A 24,403-nucleotide genomic window follows, 5' to 3' on the forward strand; every position below is an offset into this window, starting at 1 on the left:
CCCATGCATCTGGAAGAGCTAAAAAAACAGTTCGAGAACTTCCTGCGGCAGAAAGGTTACAAAGTAACCAAAGAAAGAACAGAGTTGGTGGATAAAATAGCCAGATACGGCAACCACTTTGAGATAGAAGAACTGGTGCGGTGGATATCTTCGCAAGATAAAAGGGTGGCATCTCGTTCCACCATCTACAGAACAGTGCGCCTACTACAGGAGTTCGGTGCCATAAGGGAGGTTATCAAGCTGGGTAACAGAACTATATACGAGTTCGTGGCAGGAAAACCCCATCACGAACACTTAGTGTGCGTAAAATGCGGTACAGTCTTTGAATTTTACAAGGAGGAGATAGAGGAGATCCAGGACAAGGTGTGTGAAGAGTTTGACTTTAAGCCTCTGCATCACAGACTGGAGATATTCGGTGTATGCTCAAAATGTAGGGAGAGCTGACATGAGAGTGGAGGGATTCTCCCTTCCGTTAAAGATCACGAGAGACAAACATATACAGATACAGAGACAGGAGGCCTTTGAGGAAACGCTACAGAGGGTCGTTCTCTCATCACCTGCTCAAGATATCAAGGAAAACATAAAGGAGATTGTCAAAAAGGTTTCCGCTAAGTACGGTGTACCAGAAGGTCTCCTCTGGGCTGTTATGGAGGTGGAAAGCGGTTTTAAACCAAACGCCTACAACAGAAACAGGGATGGCACAGAGGATATAGGGATCATGCAGATAAATTATCAACATAATAAAAGGCTCATGAAGGAATACGGAATAACGGATCCAAAACAACTCTATCAAATAGATCTTAACATAGAGCTAGGTGCACGTATCCTCTACGAAAACTACAGACGCTACGGTGACTGGGTTATGGCTGTGAAGGCTTATAACGGTATAAGGGCCGATAACTGGGATTATGTGAGGCGCGTTATAAGTAAGGCCACCGGGAGATAGGTGTTCCTCACTGAAGCCACTCTATGAAGGCGTATATGAGCCACCCTGTCACCGCCACATAAAGCCATACGAGGGCCGTTATTGGAGCCACCTTTCTGTGTTGCTGGAAGGCCTCTCTGAAGGCATATCTGATGGTGATGATGGCGAGGGGAAAGTTGACGATAGCCAGGAAAGTATGAGACCACAGGATGAAGGAGAAGAGTTCACGATAAGGTCCTTGATAGGAACGGTGCGGGAAAAGGGCGGTTCTCACAAGGTACAGCATTACGAAAAGGATGGCGAAGACAGAAGCGGTAAGCATGGCTCTTTTGTGGAGGTCCCTCTTTCCCAGTTTTATGAAAACCAATCCTGTTAGAAGAGAGATCCCACTTATACCTATGGTAAGAAGACTGAGCCAGTTGAGAAGATGTTCTCCCATCACAGTTATTTTAGTATATCATGGATATAATAACCTGTGTCCTGTGGCTGGAGGAAGTAAGCTCAACCCAAGATGTAGCCAAAGAGAAGGAGCTGCCTTCAGGTTGTGTGGTAGTAGCCAACCGTCAGCTCTCAGGAAGGGGCAGAAGAGGGAGACGTTGGTTCTCACAGGAGGGTGGTCTCTACTTCTCCCTCCTTTTGAGGACAGCACCCATCAGAGACGAACAGACAATAACTCTGGTGGCAGCCCATGCGGTGTGTAGGTTCCTCCAGAAGGAAGGAGTACATGCCTCCATCAAGTGGGTCAACGACGTGTATGTAAAAGGTAAGAAGATATCCGGCGCTCTTGCAGAGCGCAGCAAGGACAAACTCATACTGGGTATAGGTATAAACGTAAATCAGGGGAGCTTTCCGGAAGACGTTCCTGCCATATCTATGCGTATGGTCACCGGCAAAGAGTACGACAAAAAAAGGATCTTACTGGAGCTTTTAGGATTTTTGGAAGAGGACATTAGGCTTTTGATGAACAAAGGTTTTTCACCTTTCAGAGATGTCATAGAGGAGCGCCTCCTCTTTTTGGGGGAGGAAGTTATAGTGGAAGATGCCGGGGATATTACTGTAGGCCTACTTCACCATCTTGGAGAGGACGGGAGTCTTGTTATCCTCACCGCTGATGGATATAAGAGAATTTTGGCAGGGGATGTAAGTCTCAAAAGTTTATGATCTTGACTACCATTTTTTGGAATGTATAATTATTAGTCCCATAACTTAAAGGAGGCATGCCTTATGAAGGTGAAGGTGACCCAGAAGGAAGACTTTCACTTTGTAGGTATAGGGGAAGCAGGGAGAGAAGTGCCGATAGATGCTGCAGGGTACGTAGGTGGAAAGGGAAGAGGCATAAGGCCTCCGGAGCTACTCTTTCACTCTATAGCTGGCTGTGTAGGAATACACCTCTACGAGGCTCTCCACCACGAAGGCAAACAAGTGGACCACATAGAGATAGAGACTGACGCGGACAGGAAAACGGAAGGTTATCCCAAGGTCTTCCTGAAGATATACCTCACCGTGAAGGTAAGAGGCAAAGTAACAGAGGAGGATGTGAAAAAGGCCCTTGACAAAGCCATATACAATCCAGGAACGTGTTCCATAGCCTACATGATCCATCAGGTGGCCCCTATAGAGTACAGGGTGGAACTCATCCAGTAAAGAGCGGAGGCCTGGCATGTTTAAAAAGGTTCTCGTGGCCAACAGAGGTGAGATAGCTTGTAGGATAATAAGAGCGTGTAAGGAGCTGGGTATAAGGACCGTGGCCATCTACAACGAGATAGAGTCCACGGCAAGGCACGTTAAGATGGCGGACGAAGCCTACATGATAGGGGTTAATCCTCTTGACACGTACCTCAACGCTGAGAGGATAGTGGATCTGGCGTTGGAAGTGGGAGCGGATGCTATACATCCGGGCTACGGTTTTCTGGCGGAGAACGAACACTTTGCCCGTCTGTGTGAGGAGAGAGGTATCACCTTCATAGGTCCTCACTGGAAGGTCATAGAGCTTATGGGAGATAAGGCCAGGTCCAAAGAAGTGGTCAAAAAGGCGGGACTACCTACGGTACCGGGTAGCGACGGTGTTCTTAAGGATGAACAGGAAGCCAAACAGATAGCGCGGGAGGTAGGTTACCCCGTTCTCCTTAAGGCTTCCGCGGGTGGTGGTGGCAGAGGTATCAGAATATGTAGGAATGAAGAGGAGCTCCTCAGAAACTACGAGAACGCTTACAACGAAGCCCTCAAAGCTTTCGGTAGAGGAGACCTCCTTCTGGAAAAGTACATAGAGAACCCAAAACACATAGAGTTTCAGGTATTAGGTGACAAGTACGGCCACGTTATACACCTCGGTGAGAGAGACTGTTCTATACAGAGGCGTAACCAAAAACTGGTGGAGATAGCACCCTCCCTCCTACTCACACCCGAAAAGAGGGAGTACTACGGTGAGCTGGTGGTCAAAGCTGCTAAAGAGATAGGTTATTACAACGCCGGTACTATGGAGTTCATCGCAGACGAAGAGGGGAACCTCTACTTTATAGAGATGAACACCAGGATACAGGTGGAGCACCCCGTTACTGAGATGGTAACAGGCATAGACATCGTAAAGTGGCAGATAAGGATAGCGGCCGGAGAACCCCTGCGTTACAAACAGGAAGATATAAAGTTTAACGGCTACGCCATAGAGTGTAGGATAAATGCAGAGGATCCTAAGAAGAACTTCGCACCCAGCATAGGCACCATAGAGCGCTACTACGTGCCCGGAGGCTTTGGTATAAGGGTGGAACACGCCGCCTCAAGAGGCTACGAAGTGACACCTTATTACGACTCCATGATAGCCAAACTCATCGTGTGGGGTCCTACATGGGAAGTAGCTGTGGACAGAATGAGGGCAGCACTGGAGACCTACGAAATAACGGGAGTTAAGACCACCATCCCTCTTCTCATCAACATTATGAAGGACCCCGACTTCAGAGCGGGTAAGTTTACCACCCGTTACCTAGAGGAGCACCCTCACCTCTTTGATTATCCCGAGCACAGGGATAAGGAAGATTTTGTAGCCTTTATATCTGCGGCTATAACCGCCTATCATGGACTTTAACAAAACGGTAGGAGGTTTAACATGCACGTGATGGAGATAGTTGAGGACATCCAGGAGAAACTCAAAGAAGTGGAGAAGAAGGGGTTCAGAAAGAAGATCCTCATCACCGACCTGACACCCAGAGACGGGCAACAGTGCAAACTGGCCACCCGCGTAAGAACCGATGACCTTCTCCCCCTGTGCGAGAAGATGGATAAAGTAGGCTTTTATGCCGTTGAGGTGTGGGGAGGAGCCACTTATGACGTGTGTTTGAGATATCTCAAAGAAGATCCGTGGGAGCGTCTCAGACGGATAAAGGAGGTGATGCCCAACACCAAACTCCAGATGCTTTTCAGAGGCCAAAACATAGTGGGGTACAGGCCCAAGTCAGATAAACTGGTTTACAAGTTCGTAGAGAGAGCCATAGCCAACGGTATAACGGTCTTCAGGGTGTTTGACGCCCTTAACGATAACAGGAACATAAAAACCGCTGTAAAGGCTATAAAAGAGTTGGGTGGTGAGGTTCACGCCGAGATATCCTACACGCGGAGCCCCATACACACTTACCAGAAGTGGATAGAGTACGCCCTTGAGATAGCGGAGATGGGTGCAGACTGGCTGTCCTTCAAGGACGCCACCGGTATCATCATGCCCTTTGAGGTATACGCCATCATAAAAGGTATAAAGGAAGCCACAGGTGGAAAACTCCCGGTTCTGCTCCACAACCACGATATGAGTGGTACCGCCATAGTGAACCACATGATGGCTGTTTTGGCAGGGGTAGATATGCTGGACACCGTTCTATCTCCTCTGGCCTTCGGTTCCTCTCACCCCGCCACCGAGTCTGTGGTAGCTATGCTGGAGGGAACACCCTTTGACACGGGACTGGACATGCGCCTCATAGACGAATGCGCTGAGATAGCAAGACAGATCAAGAAGAAGTATAAGAAGTACGAGACAGAGTATGCAGGCGTCAACGCCAAGGTCCTCATCCATAAGATACCGGGCGGTATGATCTCCAACATGGTGGCTCAACTGATAGAGGCCAACGCTCTCGATAAGATAGAGGAAGTTCTTAAGGAGGTTCCCAACGTAGAAAGGGACTTGGGTTATCCTCCTCTCCTCACACCCTCCTCCCAGATAGTGGGTGTTCAGGCTGTTTTGAACGTCCTTTCGGGAGAGCGTTATAAGGTGATCACCAAAGAGGTGCGTGATTACGTGGAGGGCAAATACGGAAAACCTCCAGGTCCTATATCCAAAGAGCTGGCTGAAAAGATACTTGGTCCGGGTAAAGAACCTGACTTCTCCATAAGGGCTGCTGATCTGGCAGATCCCGATGACTGGGACAAGGCTTACGAAGAGACAAAGGCCCTTTTAGGAAGGGAACCTACCGACGAAGAGGTTCTCCTGTACGCTCTGTTCCCCATGCAGGCAAAGGACTTCTTCATAGCGAGGGAGAAAGGAGAACTTCATCCGGAACCTGTGGAAGAGATGGAGGCTGTTACAGAAGTGAAAGGTGGTACTGTGCCGGGTGCGGCACCTGTAGAGTTTGAAATCATTTACCATGGAGAGAAGTTCAAGGTGAAGGTGGAGGGTGTAAGCGCCCATCAAGAACCAGGAAAACCGCGCAAGTACTACATAAGAGTTGATGGAAGGTTAGAAGAGGTTCAGCTAACACCGATGAGGGAAGCTATACCTTCCGGTGGAGCCTCCGCAACGGCTGTTTCAACGGAGGAGAAGGGTATTCCCAAGGCTACTCAGCCAGGTGATGTCACACCTCCTATGCCGGGTAGGGTGGTGAAGATCTTGGTTAATGAAGGTGATGCGGTTCAAGAGGGACAGACGGTGGCTATAGTGGAGGCCATGAAGATGGAAAACGAGATCCACGCTCCTGTAAGCGGTGTGGTTAAGAAGATATACGCAAAACCTGGGGACAACGTAACACCCGATGATGCTATAATGAGGATAGAACCTGTGAAGATGGAAGGTGACAACTATGGCTAAGTTGAAGGAAGGCGACAGAGCTCCTGACTTTTGCCTGAAAGGTTTGGATGAGAGAGGTGAAGAGAAGGAGATATGCTTAGGGGATCTCCTGAAGAGGGGTCCCCTCGTCCTCTACTTTTATCCTAAGGACGACACACCAGGTTGTACACAGGAAGCGTGTGACTTTAGAGATAACCTTGAAAGACTTGTTTCTAAGGGTTACCAGGTGGTGGGTGTAAGTCCGGACTCTTTAGAGTCTCATAGAAAGTTCCGGCAGAAGTACAATCTGAACTTTCCCCTTTTAAGTGATCCGGAGAACAAGGTGTCTTCTATGTACGGAGCTTACGGCAAGAAGAAAATGTACGGTAAAGAGGTGGAAGGTATCATAAGGAGTACCTTTGTGATAGACACCGGTGGTGTTATAAAGAAGGCATACTACAACGTAAAGGCAAAGGGACACGTAGAAAAACTCTTATCGGAGATATGATCCTTCTCCTGCTTCTCTTTCTTTCTTCCGCCTTTGCGGAACTTCACGTTTTTCATTTAATGGGCACCTACGCCTTTGTGGAGCTACCCGAAGGGAAAGCTTACGAAGCTTACAGGTACATGAAGAGTTTGGAGGAGAAACTCTCCGACTATATAGAGAGTTCGGAAGTGAGTGCCATAAACAGGGAGGCTGGTAAGAACTACGTACGGGTCTCAGAGGAAACGCTGGAGGTCATAGAAAAGGCCTTAGAGGTTTCTCGAAAGACTTACGGAGTGTTTGATATAACGGCGGGCGCTCTCACCATAAGAAGCTGGAGACTTAAGGAGATCTCTGAGGAGGAAGCTAAGAAGCTTATCAACTACAAGGACGTGGTGGTAAAGGGAAGAGATGTTCTCCTCAGGAAAAAGGGTATGGCTATAGATCTGGGTGGTATAGGTAAAGGTTTCGCTGTGCAGAAGGCTTACCAACATCTTAAAACAGCGTGGGGTTTCATAGCCATAGCGGGAGATATGAAGGTATGGGGTCACAGCAGACTTCTGGCGGTGGAAGATCCTATAAAGGGCGGAGTTCTCCTTGAAGGTTACAACAAAAAAGATCTGTGTCTTTCCACCTCCAGCAACAAAGACAGGAGACACATATGGGGTACAGAAACTTACGTGGTGCAGGTTACGGTGGCTTACGATGACTGTACCTTTGCAGACGCTTTTGCTACCGCTCTGTATGCCATGACAGATCAACAGAGGGAACGCTTCCTTCGGGAGAACCCTCATGTGGGTGTGTTGATACTCTATCAGGACGGTAGCCTTTATATGAACTCCTCCTTCAGAAGATACTTCCAAGATCTTCGGCTTTACAATTATTAGAACCATGGAACTTTATAGGTTGTTTCAAGGAAGAGACTACAAGATAGTTCCCACCCTTGATAGAATCATGAAGGCGGCAAAGTACGCAGGCCTCTCTCCACCCTCTTACCCTTCCATCCAGATAGGTGGTACCAACGGTAAAGGCTCCACCTGTGCCTTTGTGGAGAGGATCCTTAGGGAACACGGCCTCAAGACGGGCTGGTTTGTATCTCCTCATCTGGTGGAAGAGAGGGAACGGTGGCGCGTGAACGGTCAGTACATGCCTCAGGAGAGACTCAGAGAGTACGTAAAGGAACTATCTGGGATAATAGAACGTTTTGAGCTTACTTACTTTGAAGCGTGCACCCTCTTAGCCTTAAGATACTTTGAGGACGAAAAGGTAGATGTGGCCGTCTTTGAGGTAGGTATGGGGGGAAGGTGGGATGCCACTAAGGTGTGTATGCCTGTGGTTTGTGCCATAACCAACGTGGAGAGAGATCACGTTAGGTGGCTTGGGACTAACCCCGAAAGTAGGGCAGAGGAAAAACTGGGTATATACAGGGAAGGGTTTCCTCTCGTATTGGGTAGTATGAGATATCCCCTATACCCTAAAGCGTTGGAGCTGTGCCGACAGGAAGACCTGGTGGTGGCCGGTGTGGACTTTCAGGCTTACGGAAAGGTGGAGGGTGATACTACCCTTCTGGAGAGTTTTGTGGGTGAGAGGTTGAAGATAAGTAATACACCCCTTGGACTTTGGGGAAAGTGGCAGATAGGCAACGCAGGGATAGCTCTGGCAGTGGTGGAGAGGTTCATACAGCCTGAGGAAGAAAAGGTGAAGAGAGCTCTAACCTCCACCAGGTGGGAAGGTAGGATGGAGATACTACGGCGCAAACCCTTGCTGATGGTGGATGGTGCCCATAACGTGGATAGCATAAAGAAGGTGGTGCAAGAGGTAAAGAAACACATAAAGGGAGTTGTACCCGTCTTCTCTGCCCTCAGAGATAAAGAATGGGAGGAGAGCATCACCTTTCTGAGAACAGTGTGGGATCGCATATATCTGGTGCCCATAAAACACCACAGGGGTGAGGACATATCCCGACTGCTGCAGAAGGCAAAAGAACTGAACTTTAAGGAGATTGTGCTTTTGGAGAGTGCGATGGATGTGGTTTCCTTAAAGGAGGATCTTCTGGTGATAGGTTCTCTCTACCTGGTAGGTGAGGTCAAAGAAGCCTTCAGTTCTGTGTACAGAGAAGCGTAGTTAAGAAGGCTCTGTTCCAAAAGGTAGTTGTTGTCAAACCTGTAAGCCCAGTTCCTTAGGAGTTCTAAAAGAACTTCTTGGCCTATCTTCCTCTGACGAAAGTGGTCTAACAGTTTCATAAAATGCTCCTTTTCCTTAGGCTTTAGAAAGGTGGATATGTGGCCAAAGATGTGAAGGAAAACGTTGGTCCACTGGCCCAAGGAAGGTCTGCGGTGGGTAGCGGAGAGAAAAGCTGCTCTGTAGAAATCCTTTACCTCCTGAAGAGGTCTACCTTTTGCCTCCGCCAAAAATCTACCCATCTTCTTTAGGGCCACCTGGGAATGGAGCATAAGAAAGTACTTATGTCTTCTGTGAAGTTCCATAATGTGGTTTAAATTTTGAGCCTTTTCAAGGGATATCCTCACGTCGGCCAAGGCAAACACTCTCAACACAAAATGTTGTCTTATCTCCGGATTCTTGAGGAGCTTCTCATCCACTATAGGTAAAAGAGGGTAAGCCTCCAAGAGAGCAGAGGCAAAGATACCTTTACTTTTGTAGAGAAACTTGGTACCCATAGGATCCTGGTACAGGATGGCAGAGGAGGACACACTACAGGAAGGAGATTTCCCCTTCAGTATAAAACCGTCTGGTTCAGGACATCTCTCTATGAAATCTCGGGAGAAGGTAAGGAGCTTGTCCGTCACGTCCACACCTTTTCCAGGCTGAAAAGCCCTTATATGACCTTCCTTTCTGAAAAGTATTATTCTTGCCCTCGGCACACCAAGTCCTGCTCCTACCTCGGGACATACCTTTATCACGTCGCACAAGCTTGCCAAAGAACGAACGAAGGGATCATCTACCGTACCACCGTCGTACCTCACCGGATCCCCCAAAAGGCAAGCACTTACCACAAGGAGTGGCCTGACGTGGCTCATCTCAAAACTCTACCCTAACAGTGACACCGTGCAGCTTATGGGGAGGAAATTGGTAAAACTCCACAAAGCTAGGCGTACTACGTTTTATCCATCCGAAGATCTTCCACAGGATCTTTTCAGTGTACACCTGCTCCACACCATAAAATATAACTCTCTCCTCTATACCTGCCTTTCTGAGTTCTTTTTCTATGTCCAGTATCTCCATGTAGCCGTACTTTATCTCCACCAACCTCAAGCCAGTGGCTATACTTCCCTTCAGAAGGGTTTCCACGCCAAAAGGCTCGTCTTTTTTGACGAGAGACAGGAATACGTTATCCTCGTAGAGGATACCTTGCTGAAATATGGTCTGAACCACGTAGGGAGGGACAAACCTGAGATCTCTCACCAGAAAGATAGCCGAACCCTTTATTTTAGGATTCTGCTGATAGAATTTTTCAAAGGTCAGGAGGAAGTCCTTGAAGGGCATAAAACTCATCTTCCTATAGAGTTTTCGCTGGCCTGCCGTGTAGAGAAGCATTACAGAGAGGGGAAGGCTGGCAAAAGCCAGGGACCAGTAAGCACCGTGGGGAATTTTGTAAGAGTTAGATAAGAAGAAGGCCAGATCCACCAGCAAAAGAAAGAGGGAGCCTACCGCGTAGAATATGTGTCTTTGCATTATGTGTATAAAGAGCAGGAAAAAACCCGTTATTACCATCACTGTGCTGACGGCAAAGCCGTAAGCCGCCGCCATGCTATCGGAGGTCCAGAAGGTGAAGTACATAAAAATGACACCCAGCATCAGCATCCAGTTTACGGTGGGTATGTATATCTGGGTGCTGAGCTCAGTGGAGGTGTGTTTTACATGTAGTAAGGGGAATATGCGGATGTTGATGGCTTGAAACACTATGGAGAAGACACCGCTTATGAGGGCCTGAGAAGCTATAACACCGGCCATTATGACGAGGAGTATGAAGGGCACATACAGAACGTCACCCAAGAGAGAATGGGCCGACTCATAAAACACTCCTCTCTCCGCTGCGTTGGGATTCTTCATAACGTACACAGCTTGACCAAGGTAGTTGAGCACCAACATGGGAAATACGAACATCCACGCGCGTCTTATAGCCACTCTTCCTAAGTGTCCCATATCTGCGTACATAGCCTCTCCACCTGTAGCTGCCAGGAAAACCTCCGACAGTGCCACGAAAGCTTTGAAAGGATCACGAAGTAGAAACTCTAAGGCGTAGTGGGGGCTCAAAGCACGCAGTACAGAAGGTTCCTGCATCACGTAGTAAAGACCTATGAGACCTATGGAGCTGAACCACAAAAGCATTATGGGACCAAACATGTCCCCTATCTTTCCTGTCCCTCTAGGCTGAAGGGCAAAGAGAAAAACCGTTATGGCTATAGCTATGAGAACCACCTCACCCTGAGATAGGTGTTCAAGACCAGGTACCAGTCTTAGACCTTCCGAGGAGCTCAGTATGGTGATGGCCGGTGTTATGACGCCATCACCCATCAAGAAACTGAGACCCACAAAGACGAGAAAGGTGTAGAAAGCCTTCAATCTGTTACTCTTTGTGAGGCTCTTGGCTATCTCTCCCAGAACCACCGTACCTCCCTCACCCTTTATACTGAGGTTCATGGCAAACCAAGAGTACTGAACAGTTACCAGAATCACCAGCGTCCAGAAGATAAGGGATACCACTCCCAGAATCTCGTGAGGTGAAGGTTTGGTGAGGAGAACCACTACCGTGAGAGTGTAGAGGGGGCTCGTACCGATATCACCAAACACGGCCCCCATAGCCCTTACTGCATCTCTCACATCCTTAAGCACGGCATGGCCCATCGCTAAAATTATACCTATGAAGTTTATAGAACTTGCCCAGTACTTTAAAGAGCTGGAGAACACCACCAGCAGACTGCATATGGCTGACATCCTCTACAGACTTCTCAAGTCTTGCAGCGGAGAAGAGGTAGATAAGGTGATTTATCTCACGCTGGGGGAACTTCTCCCACCCTTCACAGGAGTGGAGATGGGTATATCGGAGAAACTCTCCTTGGAAGCCATCTCCAAGGCGACGGGAACTAAGTTGTCGCAGGTGGAGAGTATCTACAGACAGACGGGAGATATAGGAGAAACAGCCGCCACCTTGATAAAGTGGGAGGGGAAAGGTCTTTCTGTGGTACAGGTTTACGATGAGCTTCTCAAAATAGCCAAAACGAGGGGAACTTTGGACAAGCTGATGGCCCTAATAAGTTTGCTGAGGGGTCTCTCTCCTCTGTGTGCCAAGTACGTTATGCGTATCGTGGTAGGAAGACTGAGGTTAGGCGTGGGAGAGGCCACCTTACTGGACGCTTTGGCCATGCTGGCGGGGAACAGAAACTGGCGCCAGGATATAGAAAGGGCCTACAATCTGTGTTCCGATCTGGGATTGGTGGCCAGAACCCTTTTGGAGAAGGGGATAGAGGGAGTGAAAGGTATGAAGCTACAGGTAGGTTATCCCGTGAGGATGGCCCTGGCAGAGAGGGTATCTTCTGCGGAGGAGATCATAAAGAGGCTGGGAAAATGTGCTGTGGAAGCCAAGTATGACGGCCTACGTCTCCAGATTCACAAAAGTAAGGACAGGGTGGAGATATACTCCAGAAATCTGGAACGGATGACGGAGATGTTTCCTGACATAACCTCCGCTGTTCTTTCCGCACTGGCTCATGTGGAGGACATAATCTTTGAAGGAGAAGCGATAAGTTACGACGAAGAGACGGGAGAGTTTCATCCCTTTCAGATAACCATCCAGAGAAAGAGAAAGTACGGTGTTTATCAGTACTCTAAGGAGTATCCCCTCAAGCTTTTCTCCTTTGATCTCCTTTACGTGAACGGTAACGACATGACGGAGGAACCTTTCATAGAGAGAAGGCGCACCTTAGAGAACCTCCTTTCAGGAAAACAGGACACTATCCTTTTGTCAGAGATGAGGATAGTGGAAACAGCCAAAGAGATAGAAGAGTTCTTTCAGGACGCTGTTTCACGGGGTCTTGAGGGTATAATGGCCAAGAGGCTGGATGCTCCCTACACCGCCGGCTCAAGAAACTTCAACTGGATAAAGCTAAAGCGCAGCTACAGGGGTGCGCTGACAGACACGGTGGATGTGGTAATAGTGGGGTACTTTTACGGTAAGGGGGCACGTGCCAAGCTTGGGATAGGAGCTCTTCTCACCGCTGTCTACGATCCTAGCACTGACACTTTTAAAACCATCAGCAAAGTGGGATCCGGTTTCACCGAAGATGAGTGGATAAGGCTCAAGAACCTTCTGGACGAGATAAAACTTCCCCACCGACACGCACGGGTGGACTCTATACTGGAGGCGGACGTATGGGTAGAACCCAAGTACGTGGTTACCGTCACAGCGGACGAAATTACGCGTTCTCCCTTACACACCGCAGGCAGGACCATTACAGAACCCGGCTATGCCCTTCGCTTCCCGAGGGCTGTGGGATTCATCAGGATAGACAAGAAACCTGAAGATGCTACAACGGTAGAGGAAATCCTGAGACTGTACCAGCTTCAGAGGAAAGTGAGTACGGAAGGAGAAACATAACTGGCGGCGGGAGGACTCGAACCTCCGACCTGGGACTTATGAGATCCCCGCTCTAACCAGCTGAGCTACGCCGCCTATATAGCATAATTATATACGATGAAGGCCTACAGTATCAGTGTTATAACGGGTGGTAGACTTATAGGAGAAAACTGTGAGGTGAAGCGTTTTGTCACCGACAGCAGACAGGTGGAGGAAGGGGATGTCTTTGTAGCTTTGAAGGGACAAAAACACGACGGACACAGTTTCGTAGAAGAAGCTTTCAGACGAGGAGCGGTAGGAGTGGTGGTGGAGAGGGAAGTTCCCGTAAAGGAGGGTAAGTTTGCGCTGGTGGTGGAAGACAGTCTGAAGGCACTGCGCAGTATCGCTCTCTTTAAAAGAAACAACTTTAAGGGAAAAGTGGTGGGTATAGCAGGCTCCGCTGGTAAAACCACCACCAAGGAGCTGGTGGCCCACCTTCTGTCGGCAGTAGGTAAGGTGTGCAAAACACCTAAAAATTACAACTCTCAGATAGGAGTGCCCCTATCGGTGGCCAACTTTCCCGAAGACTGTGACTTTTGGGTTATAGAGATGGGTGCCAGTGCCAAAGGGGATGTAGCTAAACTCACCCAGTTGGTGATACCTCACGTGAGGGTTATAACCTCCATAGGTGAGGAACATCTTGAAACCTTTGGATGTCTTGACGACGTGATACTGGGTAACGGTGAGATACTGGAGGGTATGCGGGAGGATCACGTGGCTGTTCTGCCTTCTTACGTGGCTCACTGTTACAGAGTGGAAAGAGCGGTTCTTTTCGGAGAAGGGACGCCTCTGTCTGCGCAAGATCTGAAACTGACGGTGGAAGGTGTGCGTTTCGTGGTGAAGGGAAAGGAGATCTTCCTGCCAGTGCCCAGTTTAGCTCTTGTGGAGAACATCCTGTGTTCCTTGGGAGTTATGGAAGCCTTAGGTGTAGACTGGACTACTCTCCTGGATAAACTGACCACTTTCAGACCTGTTGAGGGACGTTTCCGTACCCTGTCGGTAATGGGTGCTACCATCATAGATGATTCCTACAACGCCAACCCTCTCTCTGTCAAAAAGGCTATAGAAAGCCTGTCTCTCATGGAGGGACACAGAATAGCGGTACTGGGTGATATGTTGGAGTTGGGGGAGAAGGCGGAAGAGCTCCACAGGGATGTGGGTAGATGGTGTGCAGAAAAGAGGATAGACGAGTGTATCTTTTACGGCTACTGGATGCGCTATGCCTTCCACGAAGCGAAGAGATTGGGAGTATCCACCATCTATCTGGAAGATAAGGGAGAGGTGGTCCAGCATCTGAGAAAAAAGCTGAGGGAGGGCACCATCATCCTGGTGAAGGGTTCAAGGGGAATGAAGATGGAAGAGGTCATCACCCAACTTCTTCAAGAACACGGCGTAGTATTCTGACAGCGATGTCTACGTGTCTTTTCTGAAGTATCAAAGGTGGTACAAAACGGAGAACCTTCTTTGCAGTACAGTTGATGACCAGTCCTTTCTCCAACGCTTTTAGAACCACCTCTTTGCAGTTGCTTTCCAGCTCCAAAGCCAGCATAAGCCCCATACCTCTCACCTCTCCTCTCCCGAGAGCAGCAAGACGCTCCATAAAGTACTCTCCCACCTCTCTCACGTGATCCAAAAGCTCTGACACTTTCTCCACCACCACAAGGGCAGAGGCACATGCCAGTGGGTTGCCACCGAAAGTGGATCCATGAGAACCCGCATCAAAAGCCTTTGCCACTTCCTCACGTGCTAAGAGGGCTCCTATAGGAACACCTCCCCCCAGTCCCTTAGCCAGAGTGATGATGTCAGGTTCCAGTTGAAAATGTTGGTAAGCGTAAAACTTCCCTGTCCTTCCTATACCTGTTTGCACTTCGTCCAGAAGGAGGAGCAAACCTCTCTCCCTACACAACTTCTGAAGATCCTCAAGAAACTGTCTGTCTGCCACGCGCACACCACCTTCTCCCTGCACTATCTCCAACATGACGGCCGCTGTCTTATCAGTTATAAGTTTCTCTACCGAGGATATGTCGTTAAAGATGGCGTAATCAAAACCTTCCAGAAGAGGTTCAAAACCGGTCTGAATCTTTTTCTGAGCTGTGGCCGACATAGAACCAAAGGTTCTTCCGTGAAAAGAGTTCTGAAAGGTTATTATCCTGTATCTGTCCTCTCCTCTGAGCCTGAAGTATCTCCTCACCAGCTTTATGGCCGCTTCGTTGGCCTCTGTACCACTGTTACAGAAAAACACCCTACCCTTTGTCCAGAACCTCTCCACAAGGAGCTTAGCCAGTTTCTCCTGCCAAGGGTTTTCAAAGAGGTTAGAGACATGTATCAGTTTCTTTGCCTGATGGCATATGGCTTTCACCTGATCCCTATCGCCGTATCCCAAAGCGTTGACCGCTATCCCGCTCACCAGATCCAGATATCTTTTACCCTTTTCATCGTAAAGATAAACACCTTTACCCTTCACGAACCTTACCGGAAGTCTCTGATAGGTTTCCATCAACCACATGAGTCCCTCCATCCGTTGGTTATAGGCACGCGCCAGTCTTTTCCAAAAGCCCGAGATGTAAGTTTTGGTCCCAGAGGACTTTGCTTCCTCTTGTACTCGGCAGATTTTATCATCTTCACCACCTTGCACACCAGCTCCCTCTCAAAACCTCTTCTTACTATCTCTTCCACCGAAAGCCCTTCCTCTATGTAGTGAAAGAGAATCTTATCTAGAACAGGATAAGGAGGGAGCGTGTCCTCGTCCTTTTGATGGGGACGAAGCTCCGCCGTTGGTGGTCTCGTCAAAACAAAGGACGGTATGTCCTCCTTCACACGGTTTCTGTAATAGGCTAAACGGTACACGTAGGTTTTGTAAAGGTCTTTCAAGGGTGCAAATCCACCCGCCATGTCACCGTATATGGTGCCGTACCCTGTGGCCAGCTCACTCTTGTTGGAGGTAGAGAGAACCAGGTAACCGTAACGGTTGGAGAGATAAAAGAGTATGTTGGCCCTTATCCTAGACTGGAGGTTTTCCTCCGCCACAGTTATATCATCCCATCCCATCATGCTTTTGTAAGAGTTCATAATCCCCTCTATAGGAAACTCCAGCAACTGTATCCTCAAGTTTTTCACCAGTTGGTAGACAGCCTGTCTGCTCTCTTCAGAAGTGAAAACAGATGGCATGAAAACCCCCACCACCCTCTCCTCCCCTAAAGCGTCTACAGCCATACAGGCCACCAGAGAAGAGTCAATTCCCCCCGATAGACCTACTACCACTTTTCTGAACCCGTTCTTCTCCACATACTCCTTTATGGAAAGCACCACCGCCCGATACAGTTCTTCCTCACCCTCCAAAGAGTGTTCCACTGTGCCTTCCACATAAGGTAAAGTTCTCCCGTCGGTGTGAGTCAAAGGTTTCTCCCTTACAAAAGGCCTCTCTCTAAGGCGTACATCCACCAGCCTTCTTCTTCTCCCTTTAAGCACGTCCAAACTGACTACCTTAAGATCCTCCTCGAAGGCTTTGCAACGGGCAATTACGTTTCCCTCAGGATCTATAACCAGACTCCTGCCATCAAAGACCAGTTCATCCTGCCCACCCACGCTGTTAACGTAAACCACATAGCAGAGGTTATCCTCAGCACGTGCCTTAAGGAAAGCTTCCTTAAAGGCATACTTACCCATGTGATAAGGAGAAGCGTTTATGTTGATCAAGATATCAGCTCCTGCTGTGGCGTAATAGCGTTCCCATCCATCCGGATGCCATATATCTTCACATACCGAGAACCCCAGAACTACACCATCTATCTCCATAAGAAGAGGTTCTTCTCCTCCACGAAAGTAACGCTTTTCGTCAAAGACAGAGTAGTTGGGAAGATGCTTTTTTCTGTAAATCCCGAGAACTTTCCCACCCTGTAAAATTACTAAAGCGTTGTAAAGGTCACCGTTCCAGTAAGGAGTTCCCACCACACATACAGACTTCATACTTTTAGAAAACTCCACCAGCTTGTTGAGGGCCTTCTCACACCCTTTTACGAACTCCCATCTGAGTAGAAGATCCTCTGGAGGGTATCCGCTGATGGAAAGCTCAGGAAAAACCACCAGGTGTGCCTTATCATCTACTTTCTGCCATCTTTCCATAATGAGCTGTGTGTTGTTTTCAGGATCTCCCACCAAAGGGTTTATCTGGGCTAAGGCAACGTTGATATACATAGAGGAAAGATTATAATGAGTTCTCTATGGTGGTTGGGGTGCTGATGGTGGAACTTTTTATGCCGGAGAACTCTTCCCTCAAAGAGAAACGCTACTATATGAGATCAATAAAGGACAGACTCAGGAACCAGTTTAACGTAAGTGTGGCAGAGATAGATCATCAGGACAAGTGGCAGAGATCCAGTATAGCGGTTGTGTGTGCAGGATCTGAGTACTCTTACGTTCAAGAAACTTTGGGAAAGGTGAGGAACTTTCTAGACAGGAACTTTCCAGAACTCATCATGAGTTTTAAGGATAAGTACCTTACACCCGATATGTGATCACTTTGTGTATCCTGTCCTCTCCTATGTCCCATCTCTTTTTGGCAGGGCCGTCCACTCTACCGAGGGGTAGTTCCTTCTCCTCCAGCTTATCGTAAAACACCTTACCTGAAAGAGTAGCCACCATTACGTTAACTACCTCTCCCATAGGTACTACATCCGCCAACCTCTCTCTGGAAGAGAAGAGCACGTTGATCCCCTTCGAACCACGGCTCCTTACCGGAATCTCCTGAGAAGACACTTTCTTAACTTTTCCATCCTCAGTGATGACGAGTATATACTTAGCACCTAGTATCGCCTTCACACCCACCACACGATCCTTATCCTCCAGCTTTATACCCACCACACCCTTAGAGCCTACACCGGCGGGTGGAACATCCTTCACAGGAAATCTGAGGACCCTACCCCGGTGTGTGTAAAGAAGCAGGTCACCCTCTTCGGGTGATTGAAGGAGGCGAACTATCTCATCACCTTCCGCTAGTTTTATTATGGGCATCCCCTGAGCTCGGTACTCAAAGTCTACGAGGGGAATCTTCTTGATGTATCCCATGGCTGTAGCCAGTACCAACCTGTCACTGGCCTGGGATCTTACAAAGGCACCTACCACGTACTCTCCCTGTTCCTTTAGATCTATCCTACTACCCTGAAGGGCCTGAGAACCTCCTATCCAGTAAACTCTACCCTTGCTGGAAACCAGAAAGAGACCGTCGTCGTAGGGCACTTCCAGTATGTTTACCACTACTCCCTCTTCCATGGAGGTGACAGGTAGAATCCTGCCGTTTTGGTAGATGACCACCGTTATGGAACCTGTCTTATCTTCTCCCTCCAGACCCTCCACAAAAGTTCTGCGTACCGAAGGAAGGGTCCTTATCAGTTCCTCCATCTCCTCTATAAGTATCCTCACCCTTTCGTCCTCACTCCCTATGACGCGCCTGTAGTATTCCACCTTCTGGCGTAACCCCCTCTCCTCCTCTTCCAGTTTGTTTCTCTCTAAGGAGGTCAATCTTTGGAGCCTCATGTCCAAAACAGCTTCTGCCTGCAGTGGGGTAAGACCGTACTTTTTGGTGAGTTTCTCACGAGCCTGATGAACATCCTCCGAAGATCTTATATCTGCTATAACACCATCCAGGTTAGCGAGGGCTTTCAGAAGACCTTCCACTAAGTGGAGTCTTTCCTCCGCTTTACGTAAGAGATAACGTGACCTTCTTAGGATCACCTCCAACCTGTGACGTATGAACTCCTGAAGAAGAGTCTTTATACCCACCTGTCTTGGTTCACCGTCTATGAGAACTACGAAGTTTATCGGAAAGTTCTTGCGAAGGGCTGTGAGTTTGTAGAGTTTCTCCAACACCTTCTCGCCGCTAGCATCCCTCTTGAGCTCTATCACTATCCTTATACCTTCCTTGTCAGACTCGTCCCTTATGTCGGAGATCTCCTTGAGACGCCCGTCCCTCACCAGCTCCGCTATCCTCTTTATAAGCTCAGCTTTGTTGACTTGGTAAGGTATTTCCGTCACCACTATCTGTTCCCTTCCCCCCGCTACTTTCTCCACGTGAGCCTTGGCCCTTATCCTAACCTGTCCTCTTCCCTTTTCGTAAAACTCCAAAAGTTCCTGGTAGTTCTCCACTATACCCCCTGTAGGAAAGTCAGGTCCCTTTATGATGCGCATTATCTCTTGGGTGGTCATGTGGGGGTTTTTGGCCAACTCTATAACAGCTTTGCATACCTCAGACAGGTTATGGGGAGGTATGGAAGTGGCCAGACCTACCGCTATACCCGCCGTACCGTTACAGAGTAAGTTGGGGAACTTGGAAGGTAAAACGGCTGGTTCTCTTGTGGAACCATCGAAGTTGGGAACGAAATCCACCGTTTCTTTGTCTATGTCCTCCAACAGGAGGAGAGCATACCGGGAAAGTTTTGCCTCCGTATATCTCATAGCGGCTGGTGGGTCTCCGTCCACCGATCCAAAGTTACCCTGTCCCACTATGAGGGGATAGTTCATGTTGAAGTCTTGAGCCATTCTGACAAGAGCATCGTACACAGCTTGATCACCGTGAGGATGATAATAACCCAACACGGTACCCACTATACGGGCACTTTTTACAAAAGGTTTTTCAGGAAAGAGACCCATATCGTACATGGCGTAAAGTATCCTTCTCTGAACGGGTTTAAGACCATCCCTCACGTCGGGGATGGCCCTACCCACTATGACGGACATAGCGTAGTCTATGTAGGACTGGCGTACTTCCTCTTCTATGGGTACCTCTATTATGTCCATAACACTATTTTACAAAACGCCGTAGGTACTCTACGGCGGAAGCGTAGGCAAAAAAGATGGCTATCCAGAGGAGGAGATCAGAGACAGAAGGGTAAAGGACCAAGGACAGGAGGGTCAGAAACTCAAAGAGGGTCTTGGTCTTGCCCAGATAAGAGGGTGTCATGCTTACACCATACTGGGAAGCTATACCTCTGAGGAAGGACATGCTCAGTTCACGCAGCAGTAGCAGCAGATAAGCCCACAGAGATACCTCCCCCATGTACAGAAAAGCTGACAGAACCATTAAAACAAAAACCTTATCTACGAAGGGATCCATGAGGGATCCGAGAGGGGTGTTTTGTCCTGTCTTGCGGGCCTTTTCACCGTCGTACCAATCGCTGACGGCAGCTAAAAGTATGCACAAACCTGCCAAAAGTCGGTGATCTTCCACCACCAAGTACACGGTAGGGAAGGTGAGAAAGAACCTGATACTGGTCACCAGGAGAGGAGACATATATTAAATCTAACATGAAAGTACTGATCGTAGGCGGAGGAATACTGGGTCTCAGCAGTGGTCTCCTCCTTTCCTTAGAGGGCCTGAGGGTGAGTGTAGTGACGAGAAATCCCCAAGAGGCCACCTCTTGGGTTGCAGGCGGCATGCTGGCACCTTTTTCAGAAGGTTTGGAAGGAGATCTCTTGGAGTTTTCTTACAGAAGCCTGAGAGAGTATCCTCAGTTCCTTCACTTAGTGGAGGATGTATCAGGACAGAAGGTATACGCTCAGATGGACGGCATCTTCAGAGTGGTGCTAGAAGATGAGGATCACCTTATAGTAAAGGCACAAGAGTATGCCAGCAGAGGCTACAGAACCTATGTGATGGAACCTCACGGTGAGTTAAGCAAAAAGGTTAAAGCTCTGATCCTCTACCAAGAGGAAGGATGTGTAGATGCAGAGAACCTGATGGATGCCCTCCTTCTGTCTACCTATAGGACCGGTATACCCATACAGGTGGACGAGATAACCAGAGTGGAACTTCAGGACGGTGAGGTGAAGAAGGTGGATGGTATAAAAGGTTCTTACGAAGCGGACTTTTACGTGTTCTGCACAGGTGTATGGACCAAGGAACTCTTTCCCTTGCCCATTTTTCCCGTAAAGGGTCAGGCCATCAAGGTGAAGGAGGTTTCCGTAGAAAGGGTTCATTACTCTCGCTTGTCCTACATAATACCCAGAAACAGATACCTTTACATAGGAGCAACATCAGAGGTAGGAGTTTTGGATCACGGCAACACACTAGAAGGACTGCACCAGCTTACCGAAGGAGCCATCAGCATCCTTCCGGCCTTGGCTAAGGCCAAGTTGTTGTCTACTCTATACGGTTACAGACCGGCCACACCTGACGAAAAACCTGTATTTCTGTGGGGGAAAAACTTCTTGCTGGCAACAGGTCACCACAGGAACGGTATACTACAGGCACCTATAACCGCCCAGATAGTGCGTAACTATATAACACGCGGAGAAGTGGATCCTTTTATGAAGGTCTTTGATGGTAATCGCTTTGAAGTAAAATAGTTGCCTATGGGTATAGATAGGGAAAAGATCAAGCAAGCTGTACGCCTCTTTCTGGAAGGTATAGGAGAAGATCCTGACCGAGAGGGACTGAAGGAGACACCTGACCGCATAGCACGTATGTGGGAGGAGTTTGAAAGACAGAGAGAGTTCAACTTTAAGCTTTTTGAGGAGTTTGGCCAGTACAACGAGATGGTAGTGGTAAAAGACATAACCATATACAGCTTTTGCGAACATCACCTCCTTCCCTTCTTTGGGAAAGCTCACGTGGCTTACGTACCTGATAGGGTGGTGTGTGGACTTTCTAAATTGGTGAGGACAGTTAAGGCCTTTGCCCTAAGACCCCAGGTCCAGGAGAGGCTGACAGCTCAGATAGCTGACTTTCTGATGGAACAGCTAAAGCCCAAAGGTGTGGCTGTGGTTTTAGAATGTGAACACCTGTGTATGTCCATGAGGGGTGTAATGTCACCAGGACATATAACCACCACCTCCGCCCTCAGGGGTATATTCCTGTCCGATATCAGAACAAGGGAGGAGTTTCTTAAGCTGATAGGCAAGAAGCTATGAAAATATGCCTCATAGCTGGCAGTGGTTCTCTACCTTACATCTTCCTAAAGTCTGCTCAAGAGAAGGGGGAAGAGGTCTTCGTGGTGGGTGTCAGACATGTTACCGACATACAGGCCCACGAGACACTACCTCTCGGTAAGGTGGGGAGCCTGGTTAAAACTTTGGAAAGGAGAGGGATAAAACACATAGTGATGCTGGGAAAGTTTGAACATAAACTCCTCTTCTCACACCTCTTGACGTTGGATGAGCTGGCCGTAAGGATACTACGAAAATCTCCCGATAAAAGACCTCAGACCCTCATAAAGACCATGATGCAGGAACTGGAAAGTATGGGTTTTCAGTTCTTGGACCCACGCCCCTATCTGGAAGACATACTGGCGCCCTCCGGTGTCATTAACAGGGTAAGGCCTTCTGATTCCGCCATGGAAGACGGTCTCTTTGGTATGCCCATAGCCAAGGCACTGGCTGACATGGATGTAGGCCAAACAATAGTGGTGAAGGAAAAAAGTGTGGTGAGTGTAGAGGCCATGGAGGGCACTCAGGAAACTATCGAACGTGCCGGGAGAATAGGGGGAAAGGGGTGTAGGGTCATAAAGGTGGCCAGAAAAAACCAGGACTTTAGGATAGATGTGCCCACGGTAGGACCTCAGACATTGGAGCTTATGAGAAAGATAAAGGCGGATGCCCTCTTTTTGGAAGCCAATAAGGTTTATATGGTAGATAAAGAGAAGATGCTACGACTTGCCGACAAGTGGGGTATAGCTATCTACGGCTTGTGAAGAAGTTAAGAGCAGAAGTAACATCACCGTCAAAGACTATCTGACCATCTTCCATCACCAGAACACGGTCACATATGCTGAGGCTGGAAGGTCTGTGAGCCACCATGAACACGGTGGCTTTGGGAAAGGCCATCAGTATGTTTTTCAACACCTGCTGTTCTGTCACAGTGTCCAGAGCGGAGGTAGGTTCATCCAAAAATATGATGCTGGGCTCTTTTAGGAACAGGCGTGCCAGAGCAAGCCTCTGTTTCTCACCTCCAGAAAGGTCCCTTCCTCCCTCACCTACCTTCTCATCTAGGTCTGTTACGAAATCGCACAGAGCCATACGGAGAGCTCTCCACATCTCCTCTTCGGTAGCATCTCTTTTGGCTATCAGCAGGTTATCCCTCACACTCCCTGAGAGGACAAAACTTTCCTGGGTGAGGAAACCTATATTACTTCTGAAGGAAGAAGGTTTGAAGAGGCTCAAATCTACACCGTCCAAGAGGATCTTTCCCATGTAAGGCACAAAGCCTGCCAAAGTGCGCAGGAAAGTGCTCTTTCCACTTCCTGTAGATCCTATTATACCCACCTTCTGTCCTGCCTTTATCCTTAGAGTAATGTGGCGCAGTATGTCCTCATCTCCCAGCTTTACCCTCAGGTCCTCTATCCGTATCTCTTCCTTCAGGCCACGGAAGAGGTAACCTTCGTCCCTCTCCTGAGGTAAGTTTAGTACCTCCCTCAAGCGGGAAACGACAGATATACTTCCCCTCACTTCTGTAAAACCCTTTTGCACCTCCATAAGGGGTTTTTGAAGCATCACCAAAGCGGTTAGGTAAGAGATAAAATCACCGGGCGTCATGTAGCCTTTGACCACCATGTAACCTCCGTAAAAGATAAGAAGGGACACCACCGTGTAACCAAAAAGGTAGTTGAAGACGGTGTTCCACGAAGAGTAAAGGACAAGCTTTATGCTCCTCTCGTAGAGTTTCCGGCTCTGTTGCTGAAACCACCCTATCATCACCTTCTCTGCCATGAAGGCCTTTATAGTCTCCACACCCCTCAGGCTTTCTTTTATACCTGAGGCTGCATCTGCGGTGTCTTCCTGCAGTTTCTTGGTGTGCTTGTCCTTCTTTCCCCCAAAATAACGGATGGAGAAGAACATGACAGGTAGAAAAAGGGCCAAAAGTAAAGTGAGGCGCCAGTCCCTGTAAAAGAGCACCGCCAAGAGAAGGATCACTGTGAAAGGATCTCTGAACAGCTTGACTGCATAAGATCCCACCAGATCTCTGTAGAGGCGCAGGTCCGACAAAAGTCTCGTCAGAACATCACCTATGGAGATGCCCTTCACGTAAAGGTAGTGAGAACCCATAAGTTTTTCAAAAGCTTGCTCTCTTATCTCTCTCACCTCCCTCTCTGCCATAAGGCCCGTAAAGTAGGAAACCATAAAGTTGCCCAACTGTCCCAGGAGAACCAGAAGATACAGGTAACCTACCGTCTGAACCAGTTTCCAAAAACTCTTCATAAGAAAAACGCCGTCCACAAGTCTTTTCACCAAAAGGCTCACACCTGCAACACCCACAGACTCAAAAAGGGATCCCAATAGAGCTAGCAGTAAAAGTACCCAGTGCTTTTTAAAGCGGAAGAGGAGCCACTTGACATTACTCATACTGGTGGG

The 24,403-nt window shown here is 48.4% G+C and carries 23 protein-coding genes and 1 tRNA gene; 15 read left to right on the top strand and 9 right to left on the bottom strand.

Annotated features, from left to right (window positions below):
• Positions 1-3: 3 nt before the first annotated feature.
• Both THAL_RS01290 and THAL_RS01295 read left to right on the top strand, forming a co-directional pair.
• Positions 4-444, top strand: coding sequence for a Fur family transcriptional regulator (locus tag THAL_RS01290; RefSeq protein ID WP_012991304.1), 441 nt, complete (start codon positions 4-6; stop codon positions 442-444).
• 1 nt (position 445) lies between these two features.
• Positions 446-946: a lytic transglycosylase domain-containing protein gene (locus THAL_RS01295; protein WP_012991305.1), complete on the top strand. Its 501-nt coding sequence runs from the start codon at positions 446-448 to the stop codon at positions 944-946.
• Positions 947-953: 7 nt separating this feature from the next.
• Here the strand turns inward: THAL_RS01295 and THAL_RS01300 are convergent, their stop codons facing one another.
• On the bottom strand, positions 954-1,364 hold the full coding sequence (locus THAL_RS01300; RefSeq protein ID WP_012991306.1) for a DUF420 domain-containing protein: 411 nt from the start codon (positions 1,362-1,364) through the stop codon (positions 954-956).
• 20 nt (positions 1,365-1,384) lie between these two features.
• Between THAL_RS01300 and THAL_RS01305 the strand changes: the two genes are divergently transcribed.
• The 7 genes from THAL_RS01305 to THAL_RS01335 all read left to right on the top strand — a co-directional run bounded on the left by THAL_RS01305 (position 1,385) and on the right by THAL_RS01335 (position 8,553).
• Positions 1,385-2,086 carry a biotin--[acetyl-CoA-carboxylase] ligase gene (locus THAL_RS01305; protein WP_012991307.1) on the top strand — a complete coding sequence of 234 codons (702 nt, stop codon included), beginning with the start codon at positions 1,385-1,387 and terminating at the stop codon, positions 2,084-2,086.
• Between the two features lie 63 nt (positions 2,087-2,149).
• Positions 2,150-2,569, top strand: coding sequence for an OsmC family protein (locus THAL_RS01310; RefSeq protein WP_012991308.1), 420 nt, complete (start codon positions 2,150-2,152; stop codon positions 2,567-2,569).
• Positions 2,570-2,585: 16 nt separating this feature from the next.
• Complete coding sequence (gene accC / locus THAL_RS01315; RefSeq protein ID WP_012991309.1) at positions 2,586-4,004, top strand: acetyl-CoA carboxylase biotin carboxylase subunit; 1,419 nt, start codon at positions 2,586-2,588, stop codon at positions 4,002-4,004.
• Positions 4,005-4,025: 21 nt separating this feature from the next.
• Positions 4,026-5,987 (top strand): 2-oxoglutarate carboxylase large subunit, encoded by a 1,962-nt coding sequence (cfiA, locus tag THAL_RS01320; RefSeq protein ID WP_012991310.1) that lies wholly within the window; start codon positions 4,026-4,028, stop codon positions 5,985-5,987.
• On the top strand, positions 5,980-6,453 hold the full coding sequence (locus THAL_RS01325; RefSeq protein WP_012991311.1) for a peroxiredoxin: 474 nt from the start codon (positions 5,980-5,982) through the stop codon (positions 6,451-6,453). The genes cfiA and THAL_RS01325 overlap by 8 nt, the downstream gene beginning before the upstream one ends.
• Positions 6,450-7,316, top strand: a complete 867-nt coding sequence (locus tag THAL_RS01330) for an FAD:protein FMN transferase (protein WP_012991312.1) — start codon at positions 6,450-6,452, stop codon at positions 7,314-7,316. Before THAL_RS01325 ends, THAL_RS01330 begins: the two co-directional genes overlap by 4 nt.
• A gap of 4 nt (positions 7,317-7,320) precedes the next feature.
• On the top strand, positions 7,321-8,553 hold the full coding sequence (locus tag THAL_RS01335) for a bifunctional folylpolyglutamate synthase/dihydrofolate synthase (RefSeq protein WP_012991313.1): 1,233 nt from the start codon (positions 7,321-7,323) through the stop codon (positions 8,551-8,553).
• Here THAL_RS01335 and THAL_RS01340 read toward each other — a convergent pair.
• Positions 8,499-9,467 (bottom strand): YbgA family protein, encoded by a 969-nt coding sequence (locus THAL_RS01340; protein WP_012991314.1) that lies wholly within the window; start codon positions 9,465-9,467, stop codon positions 8,499-8,501. The genes THAL_RS01335 and THAL_RS01340 overlap by 55 nt on opposite strands.
• Position 9,468: 1 nt before the next feature.
• Positions 9,469-11,295, bottom strand: coding sequence for a KUP/HAK/KT family potassium transporter (locus THAL_RS01345; RefSeq protein ID WP_012991315.1), 1,827 nt, complete (start codon positions 11,293-11,295; stop codon positions 9,469-9,471).
• 16 nt (positions 11,296-11,311) lie between these two features.
• Here THAL_RS01345 and THAL_RS01350 point away from each other — a divergent pair, with 16 nt between their 5' ends.
• Complete coding sequence (locus THAL_RS01350; RefSeq protein ID WP_012991316.1) at positions 11,312-13,045, top strand: ATP-dependent DNA ligase; 1,734 nt, start codon at positions 11,312-11,314, stop codon at positions 13,043-13,045.
• Between the two features lies 1 nt (position 13,046).
• Here the strand turns inward: THAL_RS01350 and THAL_RS01355 are convergent.
• Positions 13,047-13,120, bottom strand: a tRNA-Met gene (locus THAL_RS01355).
• A 21-nt stretch (positions 13,121-13,141) separates the two neighbouring features.
• Here THAL_RS01355 and THAL_RS01360 point away from each other — a divergent pair.
• The gene (locus THAL_RS01360) at positions 13,142-14,467 is read left to right on the top strand and encodes a UDP-N-acetylmuramoyl-tripeptide--D-alanyl-D-alanine ligase (RefSeq protein WP_012991317.1); all 1,326 of its coding nucleotides are present in this window, start codon (positions 13,142-13,144) and stop codon (positions 14,465-14,467) included.
• Here THAL_RS01360 and THAL_RS01365 read toward each other — a convergent pair.
• The gene (locus tag THAL_RS01365; protein ID WP_012991318.1) at positions 14,430-15,569 is read right to left on the bottom strand and encodes an aspartate aminotransferase family protein; all 1,140 of its coding nucleotides are present in this window, start codon (positions 15,567-15,569) and stop codon (positions 14,430-14,432) included. The genes THAL_RS01360 and THAL_RS01365 overlap by 38 nt on opposite strands.
• A complete protein-coding gene (locus THAL_RS01370) occupies positions 15,560-17,257 on the bottom strand; it encodes an NAD+ synthase (protein WP_012991319.1) in 1,698 nt (565 codons plus the stop codon). Before THAL_RS01370 ends, THAL_RS01365 begins: the two co-directional genes overlap by 10 nt.
• 26 nt (positions 17,258-17,283) lie before the next feature.
• On the opposite strand from THAL_RS01370, the gene THAL_RS01375 reads away from it, so the two are divergent.
• On the top strand, positions 17,284-17,577 hold the full coding sequence (locus THAL_RS01375) for a DUF503 domain-containing protein (RefSeq protein WP_012991320.1): 294 nt from the start codon (positions 17,284-17,286) through the stop codon (positions 17,575-17,577).
• Here the strand turns inward: THAL_RS01375 and THAL_RS01380 are convergent.
• A complete protein-coding gene (locus THAL_RS01380; RefSeq protein WP_012991321.1) occupies positions 17,561-19,855 on the bottom strand; it encodes a DNA gyrase/topoisomerase IV subunit A in 2,295 nt (764 codons plus the stop codon). The two genes, THAL_RS01375 and THAL_RS01380, sit on opposite strands and share 17 nt — an antisense overlap.
• A 4-nt stretch (positions 19,856-19,859) precedes the next feature.
• Positions 19,860-20,348, bottom strand: a complete 489-nt coding sequence (locus THAL_RS01385; RefSeq protein ID WP_012991322.1) for a CDP-alcohol phosphatidyltransferase family protein — start codon at positions 20,346-20,348, stop codon at positions 19,860-19,862.
• A 14-nt stretch (positions 20,349-20,362) separates the two neighbouring features.
• Here THAL_RS01385 and THAL_RS01390 point away from each other — a divergent pair, with 14 nt between their 5' ends.
• The 3 genes from THAL_RS01390 to THAL_RS01400 are packed head-to-tail and all read left to right on the top strand — an operon-like array spanning position 20,363 to position 22,746.
• Positions 20,363-21,403, top strand: a complete 1,041-nt coding sequence (locus THAL_RS01390; protein WP_012991323.1) for an FAD-dependent oxidoreductase — start codon at positions 20,363-20,365, stop codon at positions 21,401-21,403.
• 6 nt (positions 21,404-21,409) lie between these two features.
• On the top strand, positions 21,410-21,967 hold the full coding sequence (folE, locus tag THAL_RS01395) for a GTP cyclohydrolase I FolE (protein ID WP_012991324.1): 558 nt from the start codon (positions 21,410-21,412) through the stop codon (positions 21,965-21,967).
• Positions 21,964-22,746, top strand: coding sequence for an LpxI family protein (locus tag THAL_RS01400; protein WP_012991325.1), 783 nt, complete (start codon positions 21,964-21,966; stop codon positions 22,744-22,746). Before folE ends, THAL_RS01400 begins: the two co-directional genes overlap by 4 nt.
• On the opposite strand, the gene THAL_RS01405 is transcribed toward THAL_RS01400, so the two are convergent.
• A complete protein-coding gene (locus THAL_RS01405; RefSeq protein ID WP_012991326.1) occupies positions 22,730-24,394 on the bottom strand; it encodes an ABC transporter ATP-binding protein in 1,665 nt (554 codons plus the stop codon). The genes THAL_RS01400 and THAL_RS01405 overlap by 17 nt on opposite strands.
• Positions 24,395-24,403 lie beyond the last annotated feature (9 nt).

The sequence above is a fragment of the Thermocrinis albus DSM 14484 genome (genome assembly GCF_000025605.1).
GTDB classification, from domain to species: Bacteria; Aquificota; Aquificia; order Aquificales; family Aquificaceae; genus Thermocrinis; species Thermocrinis albus.

Coding starts and splice junctions, on each gene's coding strand:
- THAL_RS01290 (WP_012991304.1), top strand. CDS start 4: ATGCATCTGGAAGAGCTAAAAAAACAGTTCGAGAACTTCCTGCGGCAG.
- THAL_RS01295 (WP_012991305.1), top strand. CDS start 446: ATGAGAGTGGAGGGATTCTCCCTTCCGTTAAAGATCACGAGAGACAAA.
- THAL_RS01300 (WP_012991306.1), bottom strand. CDS start 1,364: ATGGGAGAACATCTTCTCAACTGGCTCAGTCTTCTTACCATAGGTATA.
- THAL_RS01305 (WP_012991307.1), top strand. CDS start 1,385: ATGGATATAATAACCTGTGTCCTGTGGCTGGAGGAAGTAAGCTCAACC.
- THAL_RS01310 (WP_012991308.1), top strand. CDS start 2,150: ATGAAGGTGAAGGTGACCCAGAAGGAAGACTTTCACTTTGTAGGTATA.
- accC (WP_012991309.1), top strand. CDS start 2,586: ATGTTTAAAAAGGTTCTCGTGGCCAACAGAGGTGAGATAGCTTGTAGG.
- cfiA (WP_012991310.1), top strand. CDS start 4,026: ATGCACGTGATGGAGATAGTTGAGGACATCCAGGAGAAACTCAAAGAA.
- THAL_RS01325 (WP_012991311.1), top strand. CDS start 5,980: ATGGCTAAGTTGAAGGAAGGCGACAGAGCTCCTGACTTTTGCCTGAAA.
- THAL_RS01330 (WP_012991312.1), top strand. CDS start 6,450: ATGATCCTTCTCCTGCTTCTCTTTCTTTCTTCCGCCTTTGCGGAACTT.
- THAL_RS01335 (WP_012991313.1), top strand. CDS start 7,321: ATGGAACTTTATAGGTTGTTTCAAGGAAGAGACTACAAGATAGTTCCC.
- THAL_RS01340 (WP_012991314.1), bottom strand. CDS start 9,467: ATGAGCCACGTCAGGCCACTCCTTGTGGTAAGTGCTTGCCTTTTGGGG.
- THAL_RS01345 (WP_012991315.1), bottom strand. CDS start 11,295: ATGGGCCATGCCGTGCTTAAGGATGTGAGAGATGCAGTAAGGGCTATG.
- THAL_RS01350 (WP_012991316.1), top strand. CDS start 11,312: ATGAAGTTTATAGAACTTGCCCAGTACTTTAAAGAGCTGGAGAACACC.
- THAL_RS01360 (WP_012991317.1), top strand. CDS start 13,142: ATGAAGGCCTACAGTATCAGTGTTATAACGGGTGGTAGACTTATAGGA.
- THAL_RS01365 (WP_012991318.1), bottom strand. CDS start 15,569: ATGTGGTTGATGGAAACCTATCAGAGACTTCCGGTAAGGTTCGTGAAG.
- THAL_RS01370 (WP_012991319.1), bottom strand. CDS start 17,257: ATGTATATCAACGTTGCCTTAGCCCAGATAAACCCTTTGGTGGGAGAT.
- THAL_RS01375 (WP_012991320.1), top strand. CDS start 17,284: ATGGTGGTTGGGGTGCTGATGGTGGAACTTTTTATGCCGGAGAACTCT.
- THAL_RS01380 (WP_012991321.1), bottom strand. CDS start 19,855: ATGGACATAATAGAGGTACCCATAGAAGAGGAAGTACGCCAGTCCTAC.
- THAL_RS01385 (WP_012991322.1), bottom strand. CDS start 20,348: ATGTCTCCTCTCCTGGTGACCAGTATCAGGTTCTTTCTCACCTTCCCT.
- THAL_RS01390 (WP_012991323.1), top strand. CDS start 20,363: ATGAAAGTACTGATCGTAGGCGGAGGAATACTGGGTCTCAGCAGTGGT.
- folE (WP_012991324.1), top strand. CDS start 21,410: ATGGGTATAGATAGGGAAAAGATCAAGCAAGCTGTACGCCTCTTTCTG.
- THAL_RS01400 (WP_012991325.1), top strand. CDS start 21,964: ATGAAAATATGCCTCATAGCTGGCAGTGGTTCTCTACCTTACATCTTC.
- THAL_RS01405 (WP_012991326.1), bottom strand. CDS start 24,394: ATGAGTAATGTCAAGTGGCTCCTCTTCCGCTTTAAAAAGCACTGGGTA.